Here is a 4,828-nt window from a genome sequence, read left to right on the forward strand (position 1 = left end):
CCACCCGTCCAAGCGCCCTTCCCGCCCCTTCCGCTCGGGCGGCGCCCCGCAACGTCGCGAACGCCCGGCCGGCCGGCCGTTCGGCGAGTGGCCGGACGACGTGGCGATTCTCTATGGTTGGCACTCGGTGGCCGAGGCGCTGCGCAACCCGCGGCGCAAGCTGCGCCGCCTCATGGCGACCGAAAACGCGATGAAGCGGCTGGTCGAGGAAGCCGTTCCCCTGCCCTTCCAGCCGGAAATCGTGCGGCCGGGCGCAATCGATCGGCTGCTGGAGCCGGACGCGGTGCATCAGGGCCTGCTGGCGGAATGCGACCCGCTGCGCTCGCCCAGCCTCGCGGAAGCCGCCGAGAACGACCTGATTCTGGTGCTCGACCAGATCACCGATCCGCACAATGTCGGCGCCATCGTGCGCTCGGCGGCCGCGCTCAAGGTTGGCGCGATCGTCACCACCGCGCGCCACAGCCCGGCGGCGACCGGCGTGCTGGCCAAGGCCGCGAGCGGCGGGCTGGAGCATGTGCCGTTCTGCTTCGTCGGCAATCTCGCCCGCGCGCTGGAAGAGATGAAGAACAGCGGCGTACAGGTTGTCGGGCTCGACAGCGAGGGGCCGGCCGATCTGGTCGACACGCCGCTGCGTGCGCCGGTGGCGCTGGTGCTCGGCGCCGAGGGCAAGGGTCTGCGCCAGCTCACCCGCCAGACCTGCGACACGCTGGCGCGAATCGATCTGCCCGGCGCCATCGTCAGTCTCAACGTGTCGAACGCCGCCGTGCTCGCTCTGCACATCGCCCGGCGCGCCATCGCCTCCAAAGCCCAGAAGTAACGTAACGTAACGTTTAACGCGCGCCACGCGGCGCCTCGCCGCGCGCGGTGAGTCCGCTGCGCGCGGGAAAACCCTGCCCGCATCGGGCGTCTTATGGGTTACGACCAATTGCCAATCGTAAAGATCCGGCAATTTCGTCAAGCTTCCCCAAGGCTAAGACGGAACCAGAAGAGTCCCGCGCGCCGTCATCCGGGGAAAGACACCGCGACACATAAGCGCGGGCGACCTCCGGGAGGAAACAGTCCGAGCGGAAGGCGTTCCAAGGCGAACTCCCAAAACTCGACCGACGACCAACGGCGAGCGCTGATCAGGCGCCCGTGGCCATGAGCTCGCATGTCCGCATGCGGGCCAAAAGGATTCGCACGCACTCTATTCCGGGGAAGGGAAACGACGATGAGCGTAACGACGGCAGGGACCGCGCGAAAAGCGGCCCCGATGACCAAGGAAGAGAGGAAGGTGATCATCGCCTCCTCCGCCGGCACGGTCTTCGAGTGGTATGATTTCTATCTGGCGGGCTCGCTTGCCGCCAATATCGCGGCCACGTTCGTGCCGGGCACCAACGATACGGCGAAGTTCATCTTCGTTCTGTTCGGCTTCGCCGCCGGCTTCGCCGTCCGCCCGTTCGGCGCTCTCGTGTTCGGGCGCCTCGGCGACCTGATCGGGCGCAAATATACCTTCCTCGTCACCATGACGCTCATGGGCATCGCGACCTTCGCGGTCGGCCTGCTGCCCAGCTACGACACCATCGGCTATGCCGCCCCGGTGATCTTCATCCTCTGCCGTCTCGCCCAGGGCCTCGCGCTCGGCGGTGAGTATGGCGGCGCGGCGACCTATGTCGCCGAACATGCGCCGAACGGGCGGCGCGGCTTCTACACCTCGTGGATTCAGACCACGGCCACCGTCGGCCTGTTCCTCTCGCTGCTGGTGATCCTGACCCTGCGCCTCAGCATGACGCCGGAGGACTTCAACGCCTGGGGCTGGCGCATTCCGTTCCTGGTGTCGATCGTCCTGCTCGGCTTCTCGATCTGGATCCGCCTCCAGCTCAGCGAATCGCCGGCCTTCCAGAAGATGAAGGAAGAGGGTACCCGCTCCAAGGCGCCGCTGACCGAAGCCTTCGGCACCTGGAAGAACGCCAAGATCGCGCTGATTGCCCTGTTCGGCGGCACCGCCGGCCAGGCCGTGGTGTGGTATTGCGGCCAGTTCTACGCGCTGTTCTTCCTCACCCAGACGCTGAAGGTCGACGGTACGACGGCGAACCTGCTGATCGCCGCCGGCCTGCTGATCGGCACGCCGTTCTTCATCTTCTTCGGCTGGCTGTCGGACAAGATCGGCCGCAAGCCGATCCTGATCGCGGGCTGCCTCATCGCGGCGGCGACCTACTTCCCGCTGTTCGAGCAGATCGCCCGCATCGCCAACCCGAAGCTGATCGCGGCGACCGAGCAGGTGAAGATCGACATCACCGCCGACCCGGCGACCTGCGGCACGCTGTTCGATCCCGTCGGCGTGCGCGTGTTCACCCGGCCCTGCGACGTGATCCGCCGGACGCTCGCCACCAACTCGATGCACTATGAGCTGGTGCAGGGTGCCGCCGGCTCGCCGCTGGTCGCGACGGTCAACGGCACCGCCGTCACCATTCCCGACACCGACAAGACCGGCGCGGCCATCGTCGCGGCGGCTCAGGGGGCGGGCTATCCGGTCGTCGGCGACGCCACGATCCTGAAGGAGCCGACCATTGGCGGCGTCTTCAGCAACCCGCGCTCGCTCAGCCTGATCGGCCTTCTGTTCATCCTCGTCCTCTATGTGACGATGGTGTACGGCCCGATCGCCGCGCTGCTGGTCGAACTGTTCCCGACCCGCATCCGCTACACCGGCATGTCGCTGCCCTATCACATCGGCAATGGCTGGTTCGGTGGCTTCCTGCCGCCCACCGCCTTCGCCATCGTGGCCGCGTCGGGCAACATCTTCTCGGGCCTCTGGTATCCGATCGTCGTCGCTCTGATGACCGTGGTCATCGGCGTGATCTTCCTGCCGGAGACCAAGAATCGAGACCTCGACAACATCAACTGAGTCGCCGGACCGCCGCGCTCCGGCACGGCGGTCCCCAACTCACAAGAAAGGCCCCGCGAGGCTATCGCGGGGCCTTTTGCTTTTTCCGGTGCCGCGCGAGGCAGCAACGTCCGTCAGATGACGGCAGTCACCACGATCTCGACCTTGTAGTCCGGCGTCGCGAGCTTCGCCTCGACGGTGGCGCGGGCGGGCGGGTTGCCGGCCGACACCCACTTGTCCCACACCGCGTTCATCTCACCGAATGTCGAGATGTCGGCGAGGTAGATCGTCGCCGTGAGGATCTTAGATTTATCGGTCCCGGCCTGCGCCAGCAGCGCGTCGATCTGGTCGAGCACGGCCTTGGTCTGCGCGCCGACGCCGTCGCCCAGCGCCACCTGGCCTGCCAGATAGGCGATCGAGCCGTGGACGACGGCCTGGCTCATGCGCGCGCCGGGTTCGATTCTCTTGATGCTCATTTCGGAAAAACTCGCTTTGCCTCGGTCATGAAAAAGGCCGGGCGCCGTTCGACGCCCGGCCCATGATGGATGAGCTATACGCTCATTCCTTGCCGATGTTGAAGATCTGAACGCGACGATTGATCGGGTTGGTCGGATCGTTGGGCGTCTGCAGCGCTTCCTGGCCGAGGCCCACGGCTTCGAGGCGGGCCGGATCGACCTTGTAGAGGTTCACCAGCGCTTCCATCACCGCATCGGCGCGCTGCTGGCTGAGCTCCAGATTCGCCTTGCGGTTGCCGGTGGTGTCGGTGTTGCCGACGATCAGGAAGCGGTAGCCCCACAGGATCGGGTGGTGCAGCGCATCGGCGATCGAGCCGATGGTGGCATAGGATTCCGGCTTGATGACGGCCGAGTTCAGCGCGAACTGAATCTGCACCGTGATCTGGGCCAGCTTGTCGAGCTGCTTGGCGATCTCGGACTTGTCGAGCGGCACCGCAACATTGTTGGCGACGGCGGTCTGCGCCATCTGCTTCAGAATCTGCGCGGTGATGGTCGGCTCATCGGCCGTGGTCATGGTCAGACCCTGGAGGATCTGGCCATCGGTCAGCGAGGTTTGGGCGCTGGCGCCGGAGGCCAGCGGCCCGGCGAGGACGGCGGCCAGGGCGAGGCCCCCGGCGAGGCGCGCGGCAAAGCGAACGGTACGGCTCATTGTGGTCATCCTTCCCTGGAGCTTGCTTTGCGCGCCGTCACTGCCAGCCGGCATCGGCGATGACCTGCTTGCAGGCGGCATCGACCACCTTCACGGAGGTCAGCAGGCAGTCGAGGATATTGGCGTCGCCCGGCTTCACGCCCTTGCAGAACTGGCGGATGTCGGCTTCGCAGATCTTGTAGGCGCCGTGCTGTGCCGCGACGCGCTTCTGGATTGACGTCACCACGGCGGTGTAGTCAGTGAAGCACTGCGCCGGGACATTGGCCTTGTTGTCCTGGAGGCACTGCTGCACCTGCCCGGTGCCGATGTTGAGCTTGGAGCAATATTTCTCGATGGAAGGACCGCAGCTCTTGGCAATGAGCGCGCCGGCCTCGGCATAGCTCATGGTCTGCGCCGACGCGGCGCCGCTGGCGCCGAGGGTCAGCAGCGCAACCAGTCCGATCAGGTGTCGTTTCATAGTCTCCCGCCTCCTATGCGAGCACATCGGCGGCCGGCGCAGCACCGGCAGCCCCCCGATGGCAACTCGTCACCACATGCACGACGTTACCACCCGACTCGTCTCGCAGAACCCAGGGGAAGGCGCAATGGCGGATTTTACCTAACCCGCGCGCGCACCCAATTAAACCGCAACCGGTTGACCTGCTGGCTCCAGCGACCTGCGGGGCGCGGATGGCTTGCAGGCCCGGCGCCGCGCTGCTACCTCCCTGTCAGGGCCGGCTTAGCACAGCGGTAGTGCAGCGGTTTTGTAAACCGAAGGTCGGGGGTTCGATCCCCTCAGCCGGCACCAGCTTCCCCAACGAC

The 4,828-nt window shown here is 66.1% G+C and carries 5 protein-coding genes and 1 tRNA gene; 3 read left to right on the top strand and 3 right to left on the bottom strand.

The window, feature by feature from the left end; all coding sequences use genetic code 11:
- Together rlmB and VRZ77_RS21585 are read left to right on the top strand one after the other, a co-directional pair.
- The coding region (rlmB, locus tag VRZ77_RS21580) for a 23S rRNA (guanosine(2251)-2'-O)-methyltransferase RlmB (protein ID WP_414594621.1) at positions 1 to 817 on the top strand (817 nt) is incomplete at its 5' end.
- A gap of 393 nt (positions 818 to 1,210) precedes the next feature.
- Complete coding sequence (locus VRZ77_RS21585) at positions 1,211 to 2,884, top strand: MFS transporter (protein WP_414594622.1); 1,674 nt, start codon at positions 1,211 to 1,213, stop codon at positions 2,882 to 2,884.
- A 113-nt stretch (positions 2,885 to 2,997) separates the two neighbouring features.
- Here VRZ77_RS21585 and VRZ77_RS21590 read toward each other — a convergent pair whose 3' ends face one another.
- The 3 genes from VRZ77_RS21590 to VRZ77_RS21600 form a co-directional block, all read right to left on the bottom strand.
- Entirely contained in the window at positions 2,998 to 3,339 is a 342-nt protein-coding gene (locus VRZ77_RS21590) for a RidA family protein (protein ID WP_414594623.1), read from the bottom strand.
- An 82-nt stretch (positions 3,340 to 3,421) separates the two neighbouring features.
- On the bottom strand, positions 3,422 to 4,027 hold the full coding sequence (locus VRZ77_RS21595; RefSeq protein WP_414594624.1) for an OmpA family protein: 606 nt from the start codon (positions 4,025 to 4,027) through the stop codon (positions 3,422 to 3,424).
- 37 nt (positions 4,028 to 4,064) lie between these two features.
- Positions 4,065 to 4,484: a cysteine rich repeat-containing protein gene (locus VRZ77_RS21600; protein WP_414594625.1), complete on the bottom strand. Its 420-nt coding sequence runs from the start codon at positions 4,482 to 4,484 to the stop codon at positions 4,065 to 4,067.
- Between the two features lie 255 nt (positions 4,485 to 4,739).
- Here VRZ77_RS21600 and VRZ77_RS21605 point away from each other — a divergent pair.
- A tRNA-Thr gene (locus VRZ77_RS21605) sits at positions 4,740 to 4,814 on the top strand.
- Positions 4,815 to 4,828 lie beyond the last annotated feature (14 nt).

The sequence above is a fragment of the Ancylobacter sp. G4_0304 genome, assembly GCF_047501495.1.
Taxonomy (GTDB): Bacteria; Pseudomonadota; Alphaproteobacteria; order Rhizobiales; family Xanthobacteraceae; genus Ancylobacter.